We start from the raw sequence: 23,739 nt of genomic DNA on the forward strand, positions 1-23,739 counted from the left end.
CGGGCGGTCGGCCGAGGGGGACCGGCGGCGGGACCGGGGGTTTCGTCCCCCGATCGTAGGAAGGTCTCCCGGGCGTAACGGTTCGCCTCCGCGCGGCGGCCTACCGTCGGCATATGACCCTGTCCTCGCCGGAAGCCCCCACGGCGGTGGAGCCGCGCCCGGTCCGCCCCGGCGTCACCGAGCTGCGGCTCGCCGCCTTCGCCGCACACCGCCGCGTCCGGTTCCCGCTCGGACCGCTCACCCTTGTCGCCGGCCCCAGCGGCAGCGGCAAGACGGCCGTCCTCAGGGCCTACGAGGCGCTGGCGCGGCTCGGCGCCGGTGCCGGGCTCCCCGAGGTGTTCCCGGACCCGGCCGCCTGTGTGCCCGAGCGGTCCCGGCCCGACGCCCAGCACCGCCGGGGCTTCCGTATCGGCTGCACGGTCGACGGACCCGAGGGCCCGGTCCGGCTCGACGTCGCCGTCCAGGCCGAGCCCCGACTGCGCGTCGTGGGCGAGCGGTTGTCGGCGGGAGGGCGGACCCTGCTGGAGACGGCGCTGCGCGACCCGGGCCGCCCGTCCGTCCAGGCGGCCTGGTACACCGGCGGGTCCTCCTCGGTGACGCGGGTCCCGCTCCCCGACGACCGCCTCGGCACCGCGCTGCTGCCTCTGCGGGTCGCGGGCCGTACCGCCGGGGAGCGCCGCGTCCTGGCAGCGGCCGAGCAGATGGTGCTCGCACTGCGGTCCGTCTACGTCTGTGATCCGGACCCGGACTCCATGCGGGCCCCCGTTCCGCTCGGCTCGGGGCGGCTGCTGCGCGGCTGCGGCAACCTCGCCGAGGTGCTGTGGCGTACGAGGTCGGAGTGCGTTCACCGCTACGCCCACCTCGTCGCGGCGGTCCGCGCCGGCTGCGCCGGACCGGTCACGGACGTCCTGGCCGAGGTGATCGGCGACGGCACCGTGCGGGCGCTCCTCGACCGCGGCGACGGCGTCCGTACGCCGTTGGGGCTGCTCGGGGACGGCGAGTTGAGGTATCTCGCGCTCGCCCTCGTGCTGCTCACCGGGCCCGGAGTCCTGGAGGTCGACCCGGCGGGCGAGGTGCCGGCCGCCTTCCAGTCGCTGACGGTTCTGGCCGACGGCCTCGGCCGTGGACTGGACGCCCGGCAGACCGGGGAACTGGTGCGGCTGGCGGCGCGGATGTGCGAACGGGGACACATCCGGCTGCTGGGCACGGTGAGCGACGGGACTCACGCGCTCGGAACGGCCGGGGTCACGGTGGTGGACCTGACGGCGTGAGGGAGGCGGGTCACGGTGGTGGATCTGACGGCGTGAGGGAGGCGAGGCACAGTGGTGGACCTGCCGTCTTGCGGGAAGGGGGCGGTGGTGGACCTGACGCCGCCCGGCCGCCGGGGGCGGAGTGGTAGACCTGACGCCGTGAGTGAACTGGACGTAGCGACGCTGCAGCGCAGACTGGCCGAGTTCGCGGCCGCACGGAACTGGCAGCCGTACCACACCCCCAAGAACCTGGTCGCCGCCCTGAGCGTGGAGGCGTCCGAACTCGTGGAGATCTTCCAGTGGTTGACGCCCGAGGAGTCGGCCCGCGTGATGCAGGACGCGGACACCGCGCACCGCGTCACCGACGAGGTCGCGGACGTCCTCGCGTATCTGCTCCAGTTCTGCGAGGTGCTGGGCGTCGACCCGCTCGCGGCCCTCGACGCGAAGATCGACCGGAACGAGCGCCGGTTCCCGGTGCCGGAGAAACCCTGACCGGCCGGCCGCCACCTGCCGAGCGAAACGGAATCCGGCACTCTCTGTAGTCGTCATGTCCTTTCGATGCGATTCCGTGTCCACAGATTTCGGGCTTCCTCTGGCTTTTCGTCTCAACGGACTTCACTCTGGGTAGTGAACAAGGGAGTTCGGTAGACGTGCGAGAGCGCGTCGGACAGACGGGGGCAGCGCATGGAAGCGGTGCGGCTCATCGCGGCGAACAGACGTGCCCTGGCGGAGAGCGGCGAGACTCCGGAGGTCATGGCGGAAGCGTGGCAGGCGCATTCCCTGGCACAGGCGATCGGCAGCCGCCTCGCCGTGTCCGGCCCCCCTGAACTCCGGGGCGAGGCCCTGGGGTTGACCGAGCTGGCGGGCCGTGGCTGCGGAGTGCTCGGCGACCACGCCCTCGGGGTCGGCGCCTTACGGGCCGCCCAGCTCACGGAGCTGGGCGACGCGCGCGAGTCCCTGCTCTGTCTCGGCGGCCTCCTCGCCGAGGTCGGCATATCCCTGGTCGGCATCGCCTGCGCGGCGGACGACGAGGGGACGTACTGGCAGTGCATGGAGGCGATCGACGCGGCGGACGAGTCCCGGGACCGCGTCCTGGAAATGCTGAGACGCCTCGCGGTCCGGGACGAGAAACGTGTGGTGGAGCGGGATCCGGCCGCGGGGTAGGCGATCGGGGAGGTCTGTGCCGCCGCCGTTCGGCGCGCGGTCCGGCGCCGCCCTGTTCCTCCGCCGGACCGGCCCCGGTCATGGCGAGCCACCCGACCGGAACCGCCCGCGGTACCCGTCCGGTCAGCCGAGCTGAGGTGCCACCGCGGAGGCGATCAGGTCCAGGTGGTCCAGGTCGGCGAGGTCCAGCATCTGGAGGTACATCCGCTGCGAACCGACCGCCTGATACCGGGCGATCCGTTCGACGACCTCCGCCGGGGAGCCCGCGAGCCCGTTGGCCTTCAGCTCGTCGACATCGCGGCCGATGGCGTCCGCCCGTCGCCTCACCTCGCTGTCGGTGCGGCCGACGCACACCACCAGGGCGTTGGAGTAGACGAGTTCGTCGGTCTCGCGCCCGGCCTGCCGCAGCGCCGCGCGCACCCGTCCGAACTGCGCCTCCGAGTCGGGTACCGACGCGAAGGGGATGTTGAACTCGTCGGCGAAGCGCGCCGCGAGGGCGGGGGTCCGCCTGGCGCCGTGGCCGCCGATCAGGACGGGCACCTTCGACTGCGCGGGCTTGGGCAGCGCGGGCGAGTCCTTGAGCTGGTAATACGTCCCGTCGAAGGTGAACCGCTCGCCGACCGGCGTGCCCCACAGCCCGGTGACGACGGCCAGTTGCTCCTCCAGCCGGCCGAACTTCTCCTTGGGGAACGGAATGCCGTACGCCGTGTGCTCGGCCTCGTACCAGCCGGCGCCCAGGCCGAGTTCGACACGGCCGCCCGACATCTGGTCGACCTGCGCGACCTGGATGGCGAGGACCCCGGGGAGGCGAAAGGTTCCGGCAGTCATCAACGTACCCAGGCGGATGCGGCTCGTCTCGCGGGCGATGCCGGCCAGGGTGATCCACGCGTCGGTGGGACCGGGGAGCCCGTCGGCGGATCCCATGTGCACATAGTGATCAGAGCGGAAGAAGGCTCCGTAATGGAGGTCTTCGGCGGCCTTGGCGACGCGGAGCAGCGTCTCGTAGGTCGCGCCTTGCTGTGGTTCTGTGAAGACTCGAAGATCCATGCGTTCATCATGCACCGGTCGCAACTGGCGTCCCGTGCCGAACCGCTGGCGCATCTTCCCCGTCGCCGGGCGTCTTCGCCCGCCGGGTCCGCCGGGGGTGGGGCGGCCTGCGGGCGAAGTCCGCGCCGGGCTACCCCCGCTCCCCGGAGAGCTGGGGGTACAGGGCGCTCAGCTCTCCGGAGAGGCCGGCCTTGACCTGGCGGGTGAGCGCGTCCGCGAGGACCTCGTGGGCGTCCGACTCGATCCCGTCGAGCGCCTGCCCGGCGACGCTGCGCGCGGTGACCTTGGGCACGTCGAGGCTCGCGGTCAGATCCGTGTCGACGTAGCCGACGTGCAGCCCGGTGACCTTGATGCCGCGCGGCTGGAGCTCCAGCCGCAGGGCGTTGCTCTGGGACCACAGGGCGGCCTTGGCGGCGCTGTAGCCGTCGGCGCCGGGCACCGTGACCCACGACAGCACCGAGTGGACGGTGAGGATGTGCCCGCCTCCGTTGCGCTCCAGGACCGGAACGAAGGCCCGGGTGGTGAGGAGCGGCCCGAAGAAGTTGATGTCGAACTCGCGCCGTACGTCCTCGACGGGGGAGTTCAGGAAGGACGTGGGGGCCGTCGAGCCCGCGTTGTTGATCAGGAGGGTGACGTCCTGGGCCCGCGCGGCGGCGGCCGCGACCGATGCGGGGTCGGTGACCTCCAGGGCGAGCGGCACCGCGTCGGGGTGCGTGACGGTCCGCGGGTCGCGGGCCGTCGCGTAGACCTTCCTCGCGCCGCGCTCGTAGAGAGCGTCCACGAAGGCCTTGCCTATGCCGCGGCTGCCGCCCGTCACGAGTGCCACGGAGCCGTCGATGCTGGTCATGAGCTTCTCCTCTGGAGGGCCGCTTCCGGAAGCGGGGGAAACGGAGCGGCCGAAGGGTGGCGGCGGTTTCGTCCACCGCGCCGCGCCTATCGTAAACCGATCGGTTTTCCTCGTTGTCCGCACTGTAAACCGATCGGTTTCCGCGAGGCAAGCCGAGAACGTAAGCTGGGCTCATGACACAGGCGACCTCGACCGCGACCGCCGGTTCACCGACCCGCGACCGACTGCTCGACGCCGCGGCCGAGCTCTTCTACCGCGAGGGCGTCGGCGTCGGTGTCGAGGCGCTGTGCCGGGTGGCCGGGGTGTCCAAGCGCTCGATGTACCAGCTCTTCGACAGCAAGGACGGCGTGCTGGCGGCGAGCCTGGAGCGCAGCGCGCCCGCGTACCTGGCGTTCCTGCTGCCCCCCGACGACGACCGGCCGCCGCGTGATCGCGTCCTGCACGTCTTCGAACGCCTGGAGGAGATGGCCGCGCGCCCGGACTACCGCGGCTGCCCCTTCGTGGCCGTGACCGCCGAGCTGAAGGCGCCGGACCACCCCGCGAGCCTGGTGGCCCGCCGCAGCAAGGACGCGCTGACCGCGTTCTTCCGGCAGGAGGCGGAGCGCGGCGGAGCCGGGGACCCCGAGCTCCTCGCGCGCCAACTGACCGTCGCCTTCGACGGATCGGGCGTCCGGGCCGTCATGCAGGGCCAGGGCCTCGGCGGACTCGCCCTCGCGACCGCCGCCGCCCTGCTCGACGCCGCGGGCGTGAACGGCGGGGACGATGCCGAGCGCCGCGGGCCGGAAACCTCCGGCTGATCCCGGCCGAGCCGTCCGCGCGCGGCGAAAAACCCCGGGTCCACCTGGGGTGTCCGCTGTACGTTGTGGGGGCGCGCCGAGGGCAGGCGTCGCCCCTGCGGTCGGCCGCGGCGCGGCGTGGCCACGGGCCACGGGGGCCGCGGCGGAGCCGGGAGCGGCGACGGCCGGGGCGCGCTCGCCCACGCCGTGGTTCCTCGGCGTCCGGCACGTGCGCGCCGCGCACCGGCCGGGCGGCCCGCCGGGTCCACGGCTCAGAAGACGTTTCGAGGCAGACACACCGTGTTCCTGACGATCAGTACCACCGGTACCCCAGAGCGGCCCGCGACCGACCTCGGCTTCCTGCTGCACAAGCATCCGGACAACGCGCAGAAGTTCTCGACCTCGTACGGGACGGCGCATGTGCTGTACCCCGAGGCGACCGCCGAGCGGTGCACGGCCGCCCTGCTCCTGGAGGTCGACCCGGTGGCGCTGGTCAGGCGGGGCAAGGGGAAGGGGCGCGGCGGCGCCCCCGACGCCGCACTCGCGCAGTATGTCAACGACCGCCCGTACGCCGCGTCCTCGCTGCTCGCCGTGGCGATCGGCGCCGTGTTCACCAGCGCGATGAAGGGCCAGTGCAACGCCCGGCCCGAGCTGCCCGCCGAGACGAGGCCGCTGCGCGTCGAGGTGCCCGCGCTGCCCGCGCGCGGTGGCGCCGACCTGGTGCGAGGGCTCTTCGAACCGCTGGGCTGGACGGTGACGGCCGAGGCCGTGCCGCTCGACGAGCGCTTCCCGGAGTGGGGCGACTCCCGCTACGTACGCCTGGAGCTGGCGTCGGAGGAGCTGACGCTCGCCGAGGCCCTGCGGCACCTGTACGTGCTGCTCCCGGTCCTCGACGACGCCAAGCACTACTGGGTGGCGTCCGACGAGGTCGACAAACTGCTGCGGGCGGGCGAGGGCTGGCTGCAGCACCACCCGGAGCAGAAGCTGATCACCAGCCGCTACCTCTCCCGGCGCTGGTCGCTGACCCGGGAGGCCATGGAGCGGCTCGAACTCGCCCGGCTCGCCGAGACCGACGACCTCGCGGTCGAGGAGATCGACAACGCCGTCGACGAGGAGACCGACACCGAGGAGAAGCCGGTACCGCTCGCCGTGCAGCGCCGGGACGCGATCCTCGCCGCGCTGCACGCGTCCGGCGCGAGCCGCGTCCTCGACCTCGGCTGCGGACAGGGCCAGTTGGTGCACGCCCTGCTCAAGGACACCCGGTTCACCGAGATCGTCGGGGTCGACGTGTCCATACGCGCGCTCACCATCGCCTCGCGCCGCCTCAAGCTGGACCGCATGGGCGAGCGCCAGGCCGCGCGCGTCCAGCTCCTCCAGGGCTCGCTCGCCTACACCGACCGCCGCCTCAAGGGCTACGACGCCGCCGTGCTCAGCGAGGTGATCGAGCACCTCGACCTGCCCCGGCTGCCCGCCCTGGAATACGCGGTGTTCGGCTCCGCCCGCCCGCGGACCGTCCTCGTAACGACCCCGAACGTCGAGTACAACGTCCGCTGGGAGACCCTGCCCGCAGGCCACTCCCGGCACGGCGACCACCGGTTCGAGTGGACCCGTGAGGAGTTCCGCTCCTGGGCCCGCGCGGTGGCCGGACGGCACGGCTACGACGTGGAGTTCACCCCCGTCGGCCTCGACGACCCCGAGGTCGGCCCGCCCACCCAGATGGCCGTCTTCACCCTGGCCACGAGCACGACCGGCACGACCGGAACCCCGAACGCGAAGGAGGAGAAGGCCGCATGAGCGAGCACACCGACCAGGGACGTGTCCTGCCCGTCACCGACCTCTCCCTCGTGGTGCTCATCGGCGCCTCGGGCTCCGGCAAGTCCACGTTCGCCCGGCGGCACTTCAAGCCGACGGAGATCATCTCCAGCGACTTCTGCCGGGGCCTGGTCGCCGACGACGAGAACGACCAGAGCGCCAGCGGCGACGCCTTCGACGTCCTGCACTACATCGCCGGCAAGCGGCTCGCGGCCGGCCGCCGGACCGTCGTCGACGCCACCAGCGTCCAGCAGGACAGCCGCCGCCAGCTGATCGAGCTGGCCAGGAAGTACGACGTGCTGCCCATCGCCATCGTGCTCGACGTGCCCGAGGAGGTCTGCGCCGAGCGCAACGCGGCGCGCACCGACCGCGCCGGGATGCCGCGCCGCGTGATCCAGCGCCACATCCGCGAACTCCGGCGCTCGCTGCGCTCCTTGGAGCGCGAGGGATTCCGCAAGGTGCACGTCCTGCGCGGGGTCGCGGACGCCGAGAACGCGTCGGTGGTGACCGAGAAGCGCTTCAACGACCTGACCCACCTCACCGGCCCGTTCGACATCGTCGGCGACATCCACGGCTGCGCCTCGGAGCTGGAGAGCCTGCTCGGCAAGCTCGGCTACGTCGACGGCGTGCACCCCGAGGGCCGTACGGCCGTGTTCGTGGGCGACCTCGTCGACCGCGGTCCGGACTCGCCCGGCGTGCTGCGCCGCGTGATGTCCATGGTCGGTTCCGGCAACGCCCTGTGCGTGCCCGGCAACCACGAGAACAAGCTCGGCCGCTATCTCAAGGGCCGCCAGGTCCAGCACACGCACGGACTCGCCGAGACCATCGAGCAGATGGACGCGGAGAGCGAGGAATTCCGCGCTTCGGTAAGGGAGTTCGTCGACGGGCTGGTCAGTCACTACGTCCTCGACGGCGGACGTCTCGTCGTCTGCCACGCCGGTCTGCCCGAGAAGTACCACGGCCGCACCTCGGGCCGGGTGCGCTCGCACGCGCTGTACGGCGACACGACCGGGGAGACCGACGAGTTCGGGCTGCCCGTGCGCTATCCGTGGGCGGAGGACTACCGGGGCCGCGCGGCGGTGGTCTACGGACACACCCCGGTCCCCAACGCCACCTGGCTCAACAACACCATCTGCCTGGACACCGGCGCGGTGTTCGGCGGCAAGCTCAGCGCCCTGCGCTGGCCGGAGCGCGAGCTCGTCGACGTGCCCGCCGAGCGGGTCTGGTACGAGCCGGCCAAGCCGCTGGCCACCGAGGCGCCCGGCGGTCACGAGGGCCGTCCGCTGGACCTCGCGGACGTGCACGGCCGCAGGGCCGTCGAGACCCGGCACGCCGGGCGGGTGGCCGTCCGCGAGGAGAACGCGGCCGCGGCGCTGGAGGTCATGAGCCGTTTCGCGGTGGACCCGCGGCTGCTGCCGTACCTCCCGCCGACCATGGCGCCGACCGCGACCTCGCACCTCGACGGCTATCTGGAGCACCCCGCCGAGGCCTTCGCCCAGTACCGGGAGGACGGGGTCGAGCGGGTCGTGTGCGAGGAGAAGCACATGGGGTCGCGGGCGGTGGCCCTGGTCTGCCGGGACGCGGACGTGGCGCGCGAGCGGTTCGGCGTCGACGGCCCCACCGGGTCGCTGTACACCCGTACCGGCCGCCCCTTCTTCGACGACGCCGCCGTCACCGAGGAGATCCTCGGCCGGGTGCGCGCCGCGGCGACCGAGGCCGGGCTGTGGGAGGAGCTGGGCACCGACTGGGTACTGCTGGACGCCGAGTTGATGCCGTGGTCGCTGAAGGCGTCCGGGCTGCTGCGCAGTCAGTACGCCGCTGTCGGCGCCGCGTCCGGAGCGGTGTTCCCGGGAGCGCTGACCGCGCTCGAAGGGGCGGCGGCTCGGGGCGTCGACGTCACGGACCTGCTGGCGCGCCAGCGTGAACGGGCCGCGGACGCACAGGCGTTCACGGACGCGTACCGCCGCTACTGCTGGACCACGGACGGCCTCGAAGGCGTCCGCCTCGCACCGTTCCAGATCCTGGCCGTCCAGGGCCGGAGCCTCGCCGGGCTGCCGCACGACGAGCAACTCGCCCTGATCGACCGGCTCGTGGAGAACGACGGGAGCGGACTGCTGCACACCACCCGGCGGCTCTTCGTCGACACCGGTGACCCGGAGTCGGTGCGGGCCGGTGTCGACTGGTGGCTGGAGATGACCGGCCGCGGCGGCGAGGGCATGGTCGTGAAGCCGGTCGGCGCGGTGGTGCGCGGCCCGCAGGGGCGGCTGGTGCAGCCCGGCATCAAGTGCCGGGGGCGCGAGTACCTGCGGATCATCTACGGTCCGGAGTACACCCGTCCGGAGAACCTGGCCCGGCTGCGCGGCCGCTTCCTCAACCACAAGCGGTCCCTGGCCGTCCGGGAGTACGCACTCGGCCTCGAAGCGCTGGACCGCCTGGCCGAGGGCGAACCCCTGTGGCGCGTCCACGAGGCGGTCTTCGGAGTCCTGTCCCTGGAATCCGAACCGGTCGACCCCCGCCTGTAGCGGGGCCACTCTCCTGCCCCGGCCCGGGCGGGCGCCCCGTCCCCGCAGGCTGGTAGCCGAACGGTGTACCCACCGGGGCCGGTAGTCGCCGGCCCCGGTGGGAGCCCCGTAAGGGGCGCGGGGAACGGCGCGGCCCGCCCCCACCGGGCCGGCAGCCGAACCCGCGTCCGAGGGGCGGGTGCCCGGTCCGGGGCGCGGGGTACCGCGCACCTGGCCCCACCGGGACGGGTAGTCGCCGACCCCGGTGGAAGCCCCGCAAGGGGCGCGGGGAACGGCGCGACTGGCCCCCACCGGGCGGGCAGCCGGACCCACCCCCACCGGGCCCGCATCCGAACCCGCCCCCACCGGGGCACACGAACGACCCCGGCCGGGGGAGCCCCGCTCGGGGCCCAGGGGCCAGAAAGCTCAGCCGACCAGGCGGAGCCGAACCCCGGCCACCCCCACGTGCACCGTCTGCCCCCAGACAAGCTCCACCGCATCCCCCTCCATCCCGTCCCCGAACACGATGAGCCGGTCCGACTCCACCGTGAGGGACAGCCGCCCGGCCCCGGTGAGCTCGCCGCCCACGAGCGAGGTGCCCGTGGCCGGCGACGGCCAGGCCTCGCGGACGAACCAGAGCAGGCGCTCGTCCGTCGGCCCCGGCAGAGGAAGCCGCTCGCCCCGCTCCTGCCACACCGAGCGGAGCCAGCCGGTGGCCCCCGTCCCGGTCCCCACCAGCACCCCGGAGGACGCCTGGGGCTCGACGGCACCCCCGTACTCGTCGAGCCCCAGCCGATAGCGGGCCGTCTGATGGCCCGCGGCTCCCAGATAGATCTCGTTGAGCGCGACCAGCCGCTGGGTGTCGTCCGCGACCGCCTCGACCATGGTCAGCTCGTCGGCGCTGCCCCCCTGTGCCGAGGCGAGCAGCGCGCCCGCGTCCTTGGGCCGGTGCCGCACCAGCACGCCCGGATTGCGCCCGGGGTCGGCGTCGATGCCCACCACCGGCTGCCCCTCCAGGTACTTGGCGACGTTCGCGACCAGCCCGTCCTGGCCGACCACGACCACCACGTCCTCCGGCGCGAACAGGAACCGGTCCAGGTCGGAACGCTCCACGCGTGCCTGACGCCAGGTCAGCGGAACGGCCGCCACGACCGCGGACAGCGCCTCGCGGGTCCGCCGGTGCCGTTCGGCGACCTCCGCGATGTCCCGGCCGCGCGAGGACAGGAAGAACGCCGCCTGCCCGTGCGTGCCGTGACGGGCCGTCAACTCCTCGTACTCGGTGGTCCGGTGGACGAGGACGACCCGGGGCGCGAGACTCACGCCTGGTCCCCGGCGGCCCCGTTGCCCAGCTTGGCGAGCAGCCCGGTGAGGACGTCCGGCGAGACGGTGAGGTTCTCGATCCGCGGCAGGTTCTCCGCGAGCCGGGTCCCGGTCAGGGCGTGCAGCGTGGCGACATCGACGTCGCCGTGGACCCGCAGCCAGGCCGCCTGAGCCTCGGCCCGGGCCGCGCCGACCTCGCGCGCCGCCTGTGCCTCGGCCCCCGCGAGCCGCACCTTGCGCGTGGCCTCGGCCTCGGCGAGCCGCAGCGACCGGGTGGCCTCCGCCTCGGCCAGCCGGACCGTGCGGGCCGCCTCCGCCCCGGCGCGCACCGCGTCCGCCGCCGCGTGTTCCTCCGCCTCACGGCGGGCGTTCGTGCCCTGCTGGTCGACCAACTGCTCCTCGCGTCGCGCGAGTTCGATCCGGCTGGCGAGTTCGTTCTCGGCGATGGCCCGCTCCCGCTCGACCGCGACGGCCCGGCGCTCGTACGTGGCCTTGTCCGCGTCCTGCTGGATCTGCTCGCGGGCGGGGGTGCGCAGCGCCCGTTCCACCTCGGGCTCCGGGCGCAGCGCGACGACCCGCACCGCGACCACCTCGATGCCGGTGGCGGGCAGCCGGGGCTCGGCGGCGAGGCCGTCCGCGATCCGCTCCCGCACCGCCGCGACGCCGTCGACCAGGGCGGACGCCAGCGACGTACGGGCGAGCACGTCCAGCGCGTGCTGCTGGGCCGTCTCGGTCAGCAGCGAGCCCAGCTGCTCCAGCGGGGTGCCGCGCCAGGCTCCGGAGTCGGGGTCTATGGAGAAGTCGATGCGAGAGGCGGCGACCGCGGGGTCGCTGATCCGGTAGGTGACGGTCGCCTGCACCGCGACATCCTGGAAGTCGGAGGTACGGGCGTGGAAGGTCATCGCCAGCTCGCGGTCGTCGACGGGGACTTCGGAGAGTGCCGCGGTCAGCGAGCGGTACCAGAAGCTGAGTCCGGGGCCGTCGTGGACCAGCTGTCCCGACCGGTGGTGCCGGACATGGGCGGTGGGCGCCCCGCGCAGATGGCGCCAGCCGAGGCGTCGCGTGATGTCGGCCATGTGTACCCCCTCGACGCCGGGCTGTCCCGGCGGCTCCACGTCGTTCATTGTCGTCACTGAGACGATAACGAACGGGCAGGCTTATCGTCAAGAGGACGAAATGAATGCGGTGCGGCTCGGGCGATCCACGGGTGAACACGCGTCCGGATGGTCAGGATGGAGGCATGGGATTCCATGTCGACTCCGAGGCCGGGCGGCTGCGCCGCGTCATCCTGCACCGGCCCGATCTCGAGCTCAAAAGGCTCACCCCCAGCAACAAGGACGCGCTCCTCTTCGACGACGTGCTGTGGGTGCGCCGGGCGCGCGCGGAACACGACGGGTTCGCCGACGTGCTGCGCGACCGCGGGGTCGCCGTCCACCTCTTCGGCGACCTGCTCACCGAGACCGTGGCCATCGGGGAGGCCAGGTCGCTCGTCCTGGACCGGGTCTTCGACGAGAAGGAGTACGGTCCGCTCGCCACCGACCACCTCCGGGCCGCCTTCGAGGCCATGCCCGCCCCGGAGCTGGCGTCCGTGCTCGTCGGCGGCATGACCAAGCGCGAGTTCCTGGACGCGCACGCGGAACCCACCTCCGTGCGCTTCCACGTCATGGACCTGGACGACTTCCTGCTGCGGCCGCTGCCCAACCACCTCTTCACCCGTGACACCTCCGCCTGGATCTACGACGGGGTCTCCATCAACGCCATGCGCTGGCCGGCCCGGCAGCGCGAGACCGTGCACTTCGAGGCGATCTACCGGCATCACCCGCTGTTCCGCGGCGAGGACTTCAACCTCTGGTCGGAGGGGCAGGCGGACTACCCGTCCACCATCGAGGGCGGCGACGTCCTCGTCATCGGCAGCGGCGCGGTGCTCATCGGCATGAGCGAGCGGACGACGCCCCAGGCCGTCGAGATGCTCGCCCACAAGCTGTTCGCGGCCGGCTCGGCCCGCACCATCGTGGCGCTCGACATGCCCAAGCGGCGTGCGCTCATGCACCTCGACACGGTGATGACGATGGTCGACGGCGACATCTTCACGCAGTACGCCGGGCTCGGCATGCTCCGCTCGTACACCATCGAGCCGGGTGTGGGGGACAAGGAGCTGAAGGTCACCGACCACCCCCCGGAGCACATGCACCGCGCCATCGCGGCGGCGCTCGGCCTCAACGAGATCCGGGTCCTGACCGCCACGCAGGACGTGCACGCGGCCGAGCGGGAGCAGTGGGACGACGGCTGCAACGTCCTCGCCGTCGAGCCGGGCGTCGTGATCGCCTATGAGCGCAACTCCACCACCAACACCCATCTGCGCAAGCAGGGCATCGAGGTGATCGAGATCCCGGGCAGCGAGCTGGGCAGGGGGAGGGGCGGCCCCCGCTGCATGAGCTGCCCCGTCGTACGGGACCCCGTGTAGGGGCCCGCGGGGCCGGTGGGCGGGGTCGTCGCACGGAGTCGAACGACAGGCCGCATATAAATGCTGGAGGTCGTATAGAATTTCAGGCGTCCGGTCCCGTCCTCGTCCCCGTCATCCCTGGAGCGCCCCCATGGCGACAGTCCCGACCGCCCTCGCCGGCCGTCACTTCCTCAAGGAGCTGGACTTCACGGAGGAGGAGTTCCTCGGCCTGGTCGAGCTGGCCGCCGGGCTCAAGGCGGCCAAGCGGGCCGGGGCGGAGACCCGGTATCTCCAGGGCAGGAACATCGCGCTGATCTTCGAGAAGACCTCGACGCGCACCCGCTGCGCCTTCGAGGTCGCGGCCGCGGATCAGGGTGCCTCGACGACGTATCTGGACCCGAACGGCTCGCAGATCGGTCACAAGGAGTCCGTGAAGGACACCGCCCGTGTGCTCGGCCGCATGTTCGACGCGATCGAGTACCGCGGCGACAGCCAGTCCGCGGTGGAGGAGCTGGCCGCCCATGCCGGAGTGCCGGTCTACAACGGCCTCACCGACGCATGGCACCCCACCCAGATGCTGGCCGACGTCCTCACCATGACCGAGCACTGCGCCAAGCCGGTCGATGAGATCGCCTTCGCCTACATGGGTGACGCCCGTTTCAACATGGGCAACTCGTACGTGATCACCGGCGCGCTGCTCGGCATGGATGTGCGGATAGTGGCCCCCCGGGCCTACTGGCCGGACGGCGAGATCGTCGCGAAGGCCCGCGAACTCGCCGCGAAGAGCGGCGGCAGCGTCACCCTCACCGAGCAGGTGGGCGAGGGCGTGCGGGGCGCCGACTTCGTGGCCACCGACGTCTGGGTCTCCATGGGGGAGCCCAAGGAGGTGTGGGCCGAGCGCATCGGCGCCCTGGCCCCGTACGCCGTGACCATGGACGTACTGCGCGCCACCGGGAACCCGGACGTCAGGTTCCTGCACTGCCTGCCGGCCTTCCACGACCTCGGCACCCGGGTCGGCCGCGAACTGCACGAGGTGTACGGACTCGACTCGCTGGAGGTCACCGACGAGGTCTTCGAGTCGGCGCATTCCGTCGTCTTCGACCAGGCCGAGAACCGGCTGCACACCATCAAGGCGATCATGGTCGCCACGCTGGCCTGATCTTCCCGTGAGCCCGTGAGCCCGTGAGCCCGTAGAGCCCCAGGCCCGTAGCGGGCAGGTCCGCATGTCCGTACGTCCCTGCGGGTGACGCGCGTGTCCCGTGCGGGCCGCTACAGCGCCGGCTGCCGCTGGGCGGGAATCACGGGCAGCCTGAACCAGACCGCCTTGCCCGAGTCGGTGGGGCGGTGCCCGCAGGCCGAGCTGAGGGCGCGGAGCAGCAGCAGGCCGCGCCCGTGCTCCTGCCAGGGGTCCGGCTCGCCGGGCGGGTGCGGCAGCGTCAGATCGAGGGGTGGCTCCGGGTCCGGGTCGTGCACCTCGACCCGGCAGCCGGTCGGCATCAGTTCCACGACCAGCTCTATCGGTCCGTCGCCCGCGGTGTGCTCGACCGCGTTGGCGACCAGCTCCGCGGTGAGCAGCTCGGCGGTGTCGCTGTCGGCCGCGTGCTCCCGTTCCGCGAGTGCCGTGCGGACCAGGGCGCGGGCGACCGGCACGGCCGCGACGGTGTGCGGCAGCGCGATGCGCCAGGAGGCGGGTGCTGGGGTGTCGTGCAAGGCGGGTCCGTTCGTGGAGCAGGCTGTCCTGCTTACAACCTAAGGAATGGTACGGCGCCATCGGGTGAACGCGCTCGGCGGACTGTTCGGGGACATCGGCCGACGTGTTCCGGAGAGGGTGAGGCCTCCTTTCGGGACGTTCGGTCCGATACGGACTGTGTACCCGGACAAACGGTTCCCCTCCCGCCTCCGGTCCCGCCGTTACACGGCTATCGACGATCCGTGACGCGGTGACGGACCACGGTCCCCTCGCGGCCCCCCGTTCACGACTTGTGGCCGCCTCGTCACGGCACGCGACCCTCGCTTCACGACTCATAGCCAATCCGTTATGTCGTGTCGCGCGCGTACCGCGGCACGTCCGGACCCGACCTCCAGGTCTCGCGATCCCCCTATCGCGCGCTCATGACGACAGTCACGAATGAGTGATAAATTGGTGAGACAGCCGTATCGCGTCGCCCCCGACCTAGGAGGCCGCCCGCCATGAGTCCCTTCACCGGCTCCGCCGGCCGCACCGCCGCCTGGCAGCATCTGAGGTACGAGCTCACCGACGGCGTCGCCACGGTCACCCTGGCCCGCCCCGAGAAACTCAACGCGCTCACCTTCGGTGCCTACGCCGACCTGCGCGACCTGCTCGCCGAGCTGTCCCGCGAGCGGTCCGTGCGCGCCCTGGTGCTCGCGGGCGAGGGCCGCGGATTCTGTTCCGGCGGCGACGTCGACGAGATCATCGGCGCGACCCTCTCCATGGACACCGCCCAGCTCCTCGACTTCAACCGGATGACCGGGCAGGTCGTCAGGGCCGTACGGGAATGCCCGTTCCCGGTGATCGCCGCGGTCCACGGCGTGGCGGCGGGCGCCGGAGCCGTGCTGGCGCTGGCCGCGGACTTCCGGGTGGCCGACCCGAGCGCCCGCTTCGCCTTCCTCTTCACCCGGGTCGGGCTGTCCGGCGGCGACATGGGCGCGGCCTATCTGCTGCCCCGTGTGGTCGGGCTCGGACACGCGACCCGGCTGCTGATGCTCGGCGAACCGGTGCGCGCGCCCGAGGCCGAACGCATCGGGCTGATCAGCGAACTCACCGACGAGGGGCACGCCGACGAGGGCGCCCAGGCGCTGGCCCGCCGTCTCGCCGACGGCCCGGCCCTGGCGTACGCCCAGACGAAGGCGCTGCTCACCGCCGAACTGGACATGCCGCTCGCGGCCGCCGTCGAACTGGACGCCGCGACCCAGGCCCTGCTGATGAACGGCGAGGACTACACCGAGTTCCACGCCGCCTTCACCGAGAAGCGGGCCCCGAAGTGGCGGGGGAGGTGAGTCCGGGATGCGCGTGAAGGCCGGCGCGAGGCGGGTCGCGGTGATCGGCGGTGGCCCCGGCGGGCTCTATGCCGCGGCCCTCCTCAAACGCCTGGACCCGGACCGCGAGATCACCGTCTGGGAACGCAACGCGCCCGACGACACCTTCGGCTTCGGCGTCGTCCTGTCCGACGAGACCCTCGGCGGCATCGAGCACGCCGACCCGGTCGTGTACGCGGCGCTCCAGGCCGAGTTCGTCCGCTGGGACGACATCGACATCGTGCACCGCGGAGTGCGGCACACCTCCGGCGGCCACGGCTTCGCGGCGCTCGGACGGCGCCGGCTCCTGGAGATCCTGCACGAACGCTGCCGCTCGCTCGGCGTCGACCTGCGCTTCTCGGCCGAGGCCCCGCCCGTGGACGAACTCATGGCGGCCTACGACCTCGTCGTCGCCGCCGACGGTGTGCACAGTCTCACGCGCGCGGCCCACGCGGAGTGGTTCCGCCCGTCCGTCGAGGAACACCGCTGCCGCTACGTCTGGCTCGCCGCCGACTTCGCCTTCGACGCCTTCCGCTTCGAGATCGCCGAGACCGAGCACGGCGTGATGCAGCTCCACGGCTACCCGTACTCGGCCGGCGCCTCCACCGTCATCGTCGAGATGCGCGAAGAGGTGTGGCGCGCCTCGGGGTTCGCGGACCTCGACGAGCAGGAGTCCATCGAGCGGTGCGGCAAGATCTTCGCGGACGCGCTCGGCGGACGCCCGCTGCGTGCCAACAGATCGACGTGGACGACCTTCCGCACGATCGTCAACGACCGCTGGTCGCACGGCAATCTGGTCCTGCTCGGCGACGCGGCGCACACCGCGCACTTCTCCATCGGCTCCGGTACGAAGCTCGCCGTCGAGGACGCGCTCGCACTGACCGCCTGTCTGGAGGAACAGCCCTCACTGGAAGAGGCGTTGGCGGCCTACGAGGAGGAGCGGCGACCGGTCGTCGCCTCCACCCAGCGGGCCGCCCGCGCCAGCCTCGACTGGTTCGAGAACCTCGGCCGCTATCTCGGCCAGCCCACCCGGCAGTTCGCGTTCAACCTCCTCACCCGCAGCCGCCGCGTCACGCACGACAACCTGCGGCTGCGTGATCCGCGCTTCGTGGCCGCGGTCGAGCGTGAGTTCCGCTGTCCGCCCGGCACCCCGCCGATGTTCACCCCGTTCCGGCTGCGTGGCCTGACCCTGCGCAACCGGGTCGTCGTCTCACCGATGGACATGTACTCGGCCGTGGACGGCGTCCCGGGCGACTTCCATCTCGTCCACCTCGGCGCGCGGGCCCTCGGCGGCGCGGGACTGGTCATGACGGAGATGGTGTGCGTCAGCGCGGAGGGCCGCATCACGCCCGGCTGCGCGGGCATCTACACCGGCCGGCAGGCCGACTCGTGGCGGCGGATCGTGGATTTCACGCACCGTCAGGCGCCGGGCGCGGCGATCGGCCTCCAGCTCGGCCACGCCGGCCGCAAGGGCTCCACGCGGCTGATGTGGGAGGGCATCGACGAACCCCTGCCGGACGGCAACTGGCCACTCGTGGCCGCCTCCCCGCTCCCGTACAGGCCGGACAGCCAGACCCCCCGCGAGCTGTCGCGCGCCCAGCTCACCGATCTGCGCGAGCAGTTCACCGCGGCCGCCTGCCGCGCCGCCCGCTGCGGCTTCGACCTCCTCGAACTGCACTGCGCCCACGGCTACCTGCTCTCCGGGTTCCTCTCCCCGCTGACCAACCTGCGGACCGACGCGTACGGCGGATCGCTGGAGAAGCGGCTGCGCTTCCCGCTCGAAGTGTTCGACGCGGTGCGGGCGGTGTGGCCCGCGGAACGGCCGATGACCGTACGCATCTCCGCCACGGACTGGGCCGAGGGCGGCACCACCGGGGACGACGCGGTGGCGATCGCACGGGCCTTCGCCGCGCACGGCGCCGACGCGGTGGACGTGTCGACCGGCCAGGTGGTGGCGGACGAGCGCCCCGAGTACGGCCGCTCCTACCAGACGCCGTACGCGGACCGGATCCGGCACGAGACCGGGATCCCGGTGATCGCCGTCGGCGCGATCTCTTCCTGGGACGACGTCAACTCCCTGATCCTGGCCGGGCGCACCGACCTGTGCGCGCTCGCCAGGCCGCACCTGTACGACCCGAACTGGACGCTGCACGCGGCGGCCGAGCAAGGCTACGAAGGGCCGGGCGCGGACTGGCCGATGCCCTACCGCGCGGGCAGCCGCCGCCCCCAGACCGGCCGCACCGACGCCCCCAGACCCCGGCTCACCCTGGGTACGTGAGGTCGTCGGGGTGCCCCGGCCACGGAGGCACCCCGGCGAACTCCGCGCCCGCGTCCCGCAGTCGTTCGTGGAGTGCCCGGAAGACGGTGGCCGAGCGGGCGCCGGGCCAGCCCTCGGGGAGCAGGGCCGAGGGCAGCCCCGGGTCGGTGTAGGGGAGATGGCGCCAGGAGTCGAGAGCGAGCAGGTAGTCGCGGTACGCCTCCTCGGGAGGGGTGTCCGTCCGCTCCTCCCAGGTGTGCAGCACCCGCGCGTGCCGGCCGAGGAACGCCTCGTGCTCCTTGGCGATCGCGGTCAGGTCCCACCAGCGCGCCACCGCGTCGGCCGTCGCCGCGAACCCCAGGTGCTCGCCCCGGAACAGCTCCACGTACCCGTCGAGCCGCAGCCGTTCCAGGGTGTGCCGGGTCTCCTCGTACAGCCGCGCCGGGGCGATCCACACACCGGGGGCGGCCGTGCCGAAGCCGAGACCGGCCAGCCGCGAGCGCAGGACGTGCCGTTTCTGCCGCTCCGACTCGGGCACGGAGAACACGGCGAGCACCCAGCCGCCGTCCTCGGGAGGCGTCGTCGCGTACACCCTGCGGTCACCGTCGTCGAGCAACTGCCGTGCGTCCGGCGACAACGCGTACCCGGCCGCGCCCGCCGCCGTGCGCGCCGGCTCCAGCAGCCCGCGGCGCTTGAGCCGGGACACCGACGAGCGCACCGAGGGCGCGTCCACGCCGACCGCGGCGAGGAGCCGGATCAACTCGGCCACCGGCACCGGGCCGGGCGTGAAACGGCCGTAGGCGCCGTAGAAAGTGACGATGAGGGACCGGGGGGCGTGGTGCTCTGACACGTTGATCACTCTAGTGCGCGAAGATCACTTGGGATCGCCGGCCGCGGACAAGTCGTCCCCGGCCGCGGAGGCCGGTTCCCCGGGCACGGAGGCCGGAGGGATGCCGGCAGCGCCGCCGGAACGGCCTTCCTCCCGCAGCCTGAACCGCTGGAGCTTGCCCGTGGCGGTCCGTGGCAGCGCGTCCAGGAAGACGATCTCGCGGGGGCATTTGTACGGGGCCAGCTCGGACTTGAGGAAGGTGCGCAGCGTTTCGGCGTCCCGGCGGGCACCCTCCTTGAGCACGGTGTAGGCCACCACGATCTGCCCGCGCGCCTCGTCGGACTGCCCGACGACGGCCGTCTCCAGGACGTCCGGGTGCCGCAGCAGCGCGTCCTCGACCTCGGGGCCCGCGATGTTGTACCCCGCCGAGATGATCATGTCGTCGGCCCGGGCCACATAGCGGAAGTAGCCGTCGGGGTCGCGGACGTAGGTGTCACCGGTGATGTTCCAGCCGCCGCGTACGTACTCCCGCTGCCGGGGGTCGGAGAGATACCGGCAGCCGACCGGGCCGCGTACGGCGAGCAGACCGGGCTCGCCGTCCGGCACGGGCGTCCCGCCGTCGTCGACCACGCGCGCGTGCCAGCCCGGCACGGGTACGCCCGTCGTGCCGGGGCGGATGTCGCCGTCGGCGGCGGAGATGAAGATGTGCAGCAGCTCGGTGGCGCCGATGCCGTTGATGATGCCGAGCCCGGTGCGCTCCCGCCAGTCCCGCCAGGTCCCGGCGGGAAGGTTTTCGCCGGCGGACACACAGCGCCGCAGCGACCCGATGTCGTGCCCGTCCGCCTCCGCCTCCGCCTTCGCCAGTTCCGCCAGCATCGCCCGGTAGGCGGTCGGCGCGGTGAACAGCACGGAGACCCGGTGTTCGGCGATCGCGGGCAGCAGCTGTCGGGGGCCCGCCTGTTCGAGCAGCAGGGAGCAGGCGCCGGCGCGCAGCGGGAAGACCACGAGACCGCCGAGCCCGAACGTGAAACCCAGGGGAGGACTGCCCGCGAAGACGTCGTCCTCGCGCGGCCGCAGCACATGCTTCGAGAACGTGTCCGCGATCGCCAGCACATCACGGTGGAAGTGCATGCAGCCCTTGGGCCGGCCGGTGGTGCCCGAGGTGAACGCGATCAGCGCCACGTCGTCGGCGGCCGTGTCCACCGCGTCGAAGGGCTCGCCCGGGGCGCCGGTGATCCGCAGCAGCAGATCGCCGGGCGCGTCACCGCCGTACGTGGTGACCCGCAGTCCGGGGACCTCCGCCTTGACCAGGTCGTCGACCGAGCGGACGTCGCACAGGGCGTGGGTCACCCGGGCGATCGAGCACATCGTGCTCAGTTCGTGCGGCCGCTGCTGAGCGAGCGCCGTGACGGCGACCGCGCCCGCCTTCAGCACCGCCAGCCAGCACGCCGCCAGCCACGGTGTGGTCGGGCCGCGCAGCAGCACCCGGTTGCCCGGCACCACACCCAGTTCGCCGGTCAGCACGTGGGCGATCCGGTCGACACGGGCGCGGAGCTGTCCGTAGGTCCACGGTGCGCCGGACGGCGTACGGAACACCGGGCGTTCGGGGTCGGTGTCCGCGAGGAGTTCGACGGCGCAGTTGAGCCGGTCGGGGTAGCGCAGCTCGGGCAGGTCGAAGCGGAGTTCGGGCCACTGCCCGGGGGGCGGGAGGTGGTCGCGCGCGAAGGTGTCGACGTGGGCCGAACGTGCCGGCCCCGGAGTGTCTGCGGGATCCAGGGGATCCACAAGGTCCATGGCGTCTCGCCCCCTTGCCTTGACTTGCCTTGACGGGCTGCCTCGGTGGGCGTCGTGGTGGGCTCGCACAAGGAGCGTATCGTGTTGGTGACGACAGTCAACGGTTCGCGATAACGTGGATGGCGTCCGATGGGGAGAGGGGACGGGCAATGACCGCATTCTCGCTCGATCCGGGGCAGACCGCCTGGTGTGCCGAGCTGCGCGCGCTGGCCGCGGAGCAGCTGCGCCCCCTGGCCGACAAGGGGGAACCGGGCCACGTCAACCGGCCGCTCGTCGCCGAACTGGGCCGGCTCGGCCTGCTCTCCCGCCTGTTCGCCTCCGGCGCCCTCGACCTCTGCCTCATGCGCGAGTCCCTGGCCCGGGTCTGCACCGAGGCCGAGACGGCACTGGCCCTCCAGGGGCTCGGCGCCCATCCCGTCCACGCGTACGGCACCGCGGCCCAGCGCGCGCACTGGCTGCCCCGGGTCACCGACGGCTCCGCCGTGGCGGCCTTCGCCCTGAGCGAGCCCGGCGCGGGTTCGGACGCGGCCGCGCTGGCACTCCGGGCGGACGCGGACGGCGCCGACGGCTGGCGGCTCACCGGCGAGAAGTGCTGGATCTCCAACGCCCCCGAGGCCGACCTCTACACCGTGTTCGCGCGGACCACCCCCGACGCCGGAGCCCGCGGTGTCACCGCCTTCCTCGTCCCCGCCGACCGCCCCGGCCTCACCGGCACCCCGCTCGACATGCTCTCCCCGCACCCCATCGGCGCCCTCGCCTTCGACGCCGTGCCCGTCACGGCGGACGACGTCCTCGGCGAGCCCGGCCACGGGTTCCGGGTCGCCATGAACACCCTCAACCTCTTCCGGCCGAGCGTGGGCGCCTTCGCCGTCGGCATGGCGCAGGCCGCGCTGGACGCGGCCCTCGCGCACACGGCGCGGCGCGAGGCGTTCGGCGGCCCGCTGAGGGACCTCCAGACCGTGGCCCACCAGGTCGCCGAGATGGCGCTGCGCACCGAGGCCGCCCGCCTGATGGTGTACGCGGCCGCGGCGGCGTACGACGAGGGGGCCACGGACGTACCCCGGCGGGCCGCGATGGCGAAACTGCTCGCGACCGAGACGGCCCAGTACGTCGTCGACGCGGCCGTCCAGCTGCACGGCGCCCGCGCCCTGCGCCGGGGGCATCTCCTCGAACACCTCTACCGCGAGGTGCGCGCGCCGCGCATCTACGAGGGTGCCAGCGAGGTCCAACGGGCCATCATCGCCAAGGAGTTGTACCGAACGGCCGAGCGTGCCGAAGGAGAGGTGTCCAGGTGAACGGGCGCCCGGAACGAAAGGTGCCCAGGTGACCGCCGAGCGCGTGAATCCGCCCGAACTCTCCCCGGCGGCCGGGTTCTCCCACGCCGTGGTCGCCACCGGCTCCCGGGTCGTCTTCCTGGCCGGACAGACCGCGCTGGACGTGGACGGAAAGGTGGTGGGGGAGACCCTGCCCCAGCAGTTCGAGAGGGCGCTGGCCAATCTGCTGACCGCGCTGCGCGCGGCGGGCGGCGCTCCCGCGGACCTCGCCCGGGTCACGGTCTACGCGACGGACGTAGCCGACTATCGTGCCCACGCCGCCGAACTGGGCCGTGTCTGGCGCCGGCTGGCGGGCCGCGACTACCCCGCGATGGCCGTCGTCGGCGCGGTGCGCCTGTGGGACGAACAGGCGCTGGTCGAACTCGACGGGTTCGCCGTACTGGCGTAGGACCGCGGGGCGGGGCGGCGAGCGGGGATCAGGCCGCGACGGCCAGCCGGTCGGCGAACACCCGGTGCGGAGCGATCACACTGCCGTCGGGGAGCAGTTCCCCGCTGTCGTCGAAGACGATCGCGCCGTTGCACAGCAGGTTCCAGCCCTGCTCGGGACGGGCGGCGACGATGTGCGCGGCGGCGGCGTCCGCGGACGGGCACGAAGACCGGTGTGAACACATGGTGCACCTCCACGTGGGATGCGAAGAGTGTCGGCGGCGCTGTCGTCGCCCTCGCATGTATAGAAGATGCGCGCGCGGCGAACCGATCGGAACATCCGGCCGGGAAGCGTGACAACACGAGGACAACTCTCGGACGCCCCCGAGACGGACGGCGCCGGCCAGTCACCGGGGGAGCGGCGCCAACTCGCCACCAAAGGGGTGATGATCACCGCCCTCGGGGCCTTGGACCGGTACCTGTTGAGCACCCTTTGCAGGTCCCCGCTCCAGGAGGTATCCCATGTCGTTCCGCCAGGCCGCAGGCGCGGCCGCCGGTGCCGCGCTGCTTCTGCTCCTCGCCCCCTCCGCCGTCGCCCTGTCCGCCCCGTCCGGCGAGGTGACCGTCGACCCCACCGTCACGGTCGCCGCCGACGGCACCGTCACCCTTTCCGGCACCTACCGCTGCACGGGCGCCGCCGGGCCCGTGTTCGTGTCCTCCACGGTGTCCCAGGGCGATCCCTCGGTCAGCCGCCCCGTCGGCGGCTCCTCGGCGGTCTGCGACGGCGCGGAGCACCGCTGGAGCAACTCGGAGAAGAGGGCGCCCCAGATCCTCGTCCCGGGACCGGCGCGCGTCGAGGCCACGGTGTTCGACATCAGCGCCACCGGCCTTCCCCTGCCCACGATCCACGCCACCCGGGAGCAGGACATCACCGTCGTGCAGAGCTGAACGGGCGCGAGGCGG

Annotated in this window: 21 protein-coding genes; 13 read left to right on the plus strand and 8 right to left on the minus strand. The window is 72.7% G+C overall.

Features of this window, described 5'->3' with window-relative positions:
- Window positions 1-113: 113 nt before the first annotated feature.
- The 3 genes from ACFYW9_RS16005 (at window position 114) to ACFYW9_RS16015 (ending at window position 2,414) form a co-directional block, all read left to right on the plus strand.
- The gene (locus ACFYW9_RS16005; protein WP_389149948.1) at window positions 114-1,271 is read left to right on the plus strand and encodes an AAA family ATPase; all 1,158 of its coding nucleotides are present in this window, start codon (window positions 114-116) and stop codon (window positions 1,269-1,271) included.
- 138 nt (window positions 1,272-1,409) lie between these two features.
- Window positions 1,410-1,742, plus strand: coding sequence for a nucleotide pyrophosphohydrolase (locus ACFYW9_RS16010; RefSeq protein ID WP_351861548.1), 333 nt, complete (start codon window positions 1,410-1,412; stop codon window positions 1,740-1,742).
- A gap of 192 nt (window positions 1,743-1,934) precedes the next feature.
- Entirely contained in the window at window positions 1,935-2,414 is a 480-nt protein-coding gene (locus ACFYW9_RS16015) for a DUF6099 family protein (RefSeq protein ID WP_351861546.1), read from the plus strand.
- A 123-nt stretch (window positions 2,415-2,537) separates the two neighbouring features.
- Here the strand turns inward: ACFYW9_RS16015 and ACFYW9_RS16020 are convergent, their stop codons facing one another.
- Both ACFYW9_RS16020 and ACFYW9_RS16025 read right to left on the minus strand, forming a co-directional pair.
- Window positions 2,538-3,461, minus strand: coding sequence for an LLM class F420-dependent oxidoreductase (locus tag ACFYW9_RS16020; RefSeq protein ID WP_351861544.1), 924 nt, complete (start codon window positions 3,459-3,461; stop codon window positions 2,538-2,540).
- A gap of 130 nt (window positions 3,462-3,591) precedes the next feature.
- A complete protein-coding gene (locus tag ACFYW9_RS16025) occupies window positions 3,592-4,308 on the minus strand; it encodes an SDR family oxidoreductase (protein ID WP_389149953.1) in 717 nt (238 codons plus the stop codon).
- Window positions 4,309-4,481: 173 nt separating this feature from the next.
- Here ACFYW9_RS16025 and ACFYW9_RS16030 point away from each other — a divergent pair, with 173 nt between their 5' ends.
- From ACFYW9_RS16030 to ACFYW9_RS16040, 3 genes are all read left to right on the plus strand, one after another.
- Window positions 4,482-5,105, plus strand: a complete 624-nt coding sequence (locus tag ACFYW9_RS16030; protein WP_389149956.1) for a TetR/AcrR family transcriptional regulator — start codon at window positions 4,482-4,484, stop codon at window positions 5,103-5,105.
- Window positions 5,106-5,384: 279 nt separating this feature from the next.
- Window positions 5,385-6,878 (plus strand): 3' terminal RNA ribose 2'-O-methyltransferase Hen1, encoded by a 1,494-nt coding sequence (locus ACFYW9_RS16035; protein ID WP_389149959.1) that lies wholly within the window; start codon window positions 5,385-5,387, stop codon window positions 6,876-6,878.
- The gene (locus ACFYW9_RS16040) at window positions 6,875-9,418 is read left to right on the plus strand and encodes a polynucleotide kinase-phosphatase (RefSeq protein ID WP_389149962.1); all 2,544 of its coding nucleotides are present in this window, start codon (window positions 6,875-6,877) and stop codon (window positions 9,416-9,418) included. Before ACFYW9_RS16035 ends, ACFYW9_RS16040 begins: the two co-directional genes overlap by 4 nt.
- 405 nt (window positions 9,419-9,823) lie before the next feature.
- Here ACFYW9_RS16040 and ACFYW9_RS16045 read toward each other — a convergent pair whose 3' ends face one another.
- Window positions 9,824-10,717, minus strand: a complete 894-nt coding sequence (locus ACFYW9_RS16045; protein ID WP_389149965.1) for a hypothetical protein — start codon at window positions 10,715-10,717, stop codon at window positions 9,824-9,826.
- Window positions 10,714-11,793 carry an SPFH domain-containing protein gene (locus ACFYW9_RS16050; protein ID WP_326785008.1) on the minus strand — a complete coding sequence of 360 codons (1,080 nt, stop codon included), beginning with the start codon at window positions 11,791-11,793 and terminating at the stop codon, window positions 10,714-10,716. The genes ACFYW9_RS16045 and ACFYW9_RS16050 overlap by 4 nt, the downstream gene beginning before the upstream one ends.
- A 164-nt stretch (window positions 11,794-11,957) precedes the next feature.
- On the opposite strand from ACFYW9_RS16050, the gene ACFYW9_RS16055 reads away from it, so the two are divergent.
- Window positions 11,958-13,181: an arginine deiminase gene (locus ACFYW9_RS16055; RefSeq protein ID WP_389149969.1), complete on the plus strand. Its 1,224-nt coding sequence runs from the start codon at window positions 11,958-11,960 to the stop codon at window positions 13,179-13,181.
- Window positions 13,182-13,311: 130 nt separating this feature from the next.
- Complete coding sequence (gene argF / locus ACFYW9_RS16060; protein WP_389149972.1) at window positions 13,312-14,319, plus strand: ornithine carbamoyltransferase; 1,008 nt, start codon at window positions 13,312-13,314, stop codon at window positions 14,317-14,319.
- Between the two features lie 110 nt (window positions 14,320-14,429).
- On the opposite strand, the gene ACFYW9_RS16065 is transcribed toward argF, so the two are convergent.
- Entirely contained in the window at window positions 14,430-14,870 is a 441-nt protein-coding gene (locus ACFYW9_RS16065; protein ID WP_326785005.1) for an ATP-binding protein, read from the minus strand.
- A gap of 480 nt (window positions 14,871-15,350) precedes the next feature.
- Here ACFYW9_RS16065 and ACFYW9_RS16070 point away from each other — a divergent pair, with 480 nt between their 5' ends.
- Both ACFYW9_RS16070 and ACFYW9_RS16075 read left to right on the plus strand, forming a co-directional pair.
- Window positions 15,351-16,178, plus strand: coding sequence for an enoyl-CoA hydratase family protein (locus tag ACFYW9_RS16070; protein ID WP_389149975.1), 828 nt, complete (start codon window positions 15,351-15,353; stop codon window positions 16,176-16,178).
- 7 nt (window positions 16,179-16,185) lie between these two features.
- Window positions 16,186-18,474: a bifunctional salicylyl-CoA 5-hydroxylase/oxidoreductase gene (locus tag ACFYW9_RS16075; protein WP_389149978.1), complete on the plus strand. Its 2,289-nt coding sequence runs from the start codon at window positions 16,186-16,188 to the stop codon at window positions 18,472-18,474.
- On the opposite strand, the gene ACFYW9_RS16080 is transcribed toward ACFYW9_RS16075, so the two are convergent.
- Together ACFYW9_RS16080 and ACFYW9_RS16085 are read right to left on the minus strand one after the other, a co-directional pair.
- Window positions 18,458-19,312, minus strand: coding sequence for a PaaX family transcriptional regulator C-terminal domain-containing protein (locus ACFYW9_RS16080; RefSeq protein WP_351861522.1), 855 nt, complete (start codon window positions 19,310-19,312; stop codon window positions 18,458-18,460). The two genes, ACFYW9_RS16075 and ACFYW9_RS16080, sit on opposite strands and share 17 nt — an antisense overlap.
- 15 nt (window positions 19,313-19,327) lie before the next feature.
- Window positions 19,328-21,076, minus strand: a complete 1,749-nt coding sequence (locus ACFYW9_RS16085; protein ID WP_389149982.1) for an AMP-binding protein — start codon at window positions 21,074-21,076, stop codon at window positions 19,328-19,330.
- Between the two features lie 149 nt (window positions 21,077-21,225).
- On the opposite strand from ACFYW9_RS16085, the gene ACFYW9_RS16090 reads away from it, so the two are divergent.
- Both ACFYW9_RS16090 and ACFYW9_RS16095 read left to right on the plus strand, forming a co-directional pair.
- Window positions 21,226-22,371, plus strand: a complete 1,146-nt coding sequence (locus ACFYW9_RS16090) for an acyl-CoA dehydrogenase family protein (protein ID WP_389149985.1) — start codon at window positions 21,226-21,228, stop codon at window positions 22,369-22,371.
- A gap of 28 nt (window positions 22,372-22,399) precedes the next feature.
- Window positions 22,400-22,798 carry a RidA family protein gene (locus tag ACFYW9_RS16095; protein ID WP_326784999.1) on the plus strand — a complete coding sequence of 133 codons (399 nt, stop codon included), beginning with the start codon at window positions 22,400-22,402 and terminating at the stop codon, window positions 22,796-22,798.
- A gap of 28 nt (window positions 22,799-22,826) precedes the next feature.
- Here the strand turns inward: ACFYW9_RS16095 and ACFYW9_RS16100 are convergent, their stop codons facing one another.
- Window positions 22,827-23,021 carry a DUF5999 family protein gene (locus ACFYW9_RS16100; RefSeq protein ID WP_389149989.1) on the minus strand — a complete coding sequence of 65 codons (195 nt, stop codon included), beginning with the start codon at window positions 23,019-23,021 and terminating at the stop codon, window positions 22,827-22,829.
- A gap of 277 nt (window positions 23,022-23,298) precedes the next feature.
- On the opposite strand from ACFYW9_RS16100, the gene ACFYW9_RS16105 reads away from it, so the two are divergent.
- Window positions 23,299-23,724: a DUF6299 family protein gene (locus tag ACFYW9_RS16105; protein WP_389149992.1), complete on the plus strand. Its 426-nt coding sequence runs from the start codon at window positions 23,299-23,301 to the stop codon at window positions 23,722-23,724.
- Window positions 23,725-23,739: the final 15 nt, after the last annotated feature.

It is taken from the genome of Streptomyces sp. NPDC002698 (assembly GCF_042888945.1).
Lineage (GTDB): Bacteria > Actinomycetota > Actinomycetes > Streptomycetales > Streptomycetaceae > Streptomyces.